Source organism: Sporosarcina koreensis (assembly GCF_001531445.1).
Lineage (GTDB): Bacteria > Bacillota > Bacilli > Bacillales_A > Planococcaceae > Sporosarcina > Sporosarcina koreensis_C.
Window position 1 is genome coordinate 1 of sequence record NZ_LQYA01000383.1, and the last position, 243, is coordinate 243.

Sequence of the window (243 nt, forward strand, 5' to 3'; positions counted from 1 at the left end):
TCGGTAATTGGGTTTGTTGGACATTCTTTTTTTCCCATACTTATTCTGGCTCGATTTATTCAAGGAGCTGGTGCAGCTGCATTTCCAGCACTCGTGATGGTTGTAGTTGCGCGCTATATTCCAAAGGAAAATAGGGGTAAAGCGTTTGGTCTTATTTGCTCCATAGTAGCTATGGGAGAAGGTATCGGTCCAGCTATTGGTGGAATGATAGCTCATTTTATCCATTGGTCTTATCTTCTGCTC

1 protein-coding gene is annotated in these 243 nt (G+C 42.8%); it reads left to right on the forward strand.

All coding sequences use genetic code 11. The annotated features are described in order from the left end of the window. Nucleotides 1-243 (forward strand): MFS transporter (locus AWV70_RS22515; RefSeq protein ID WP_153010113.1); only part of this gene is annotated, 243 nt, incomplete at both ends.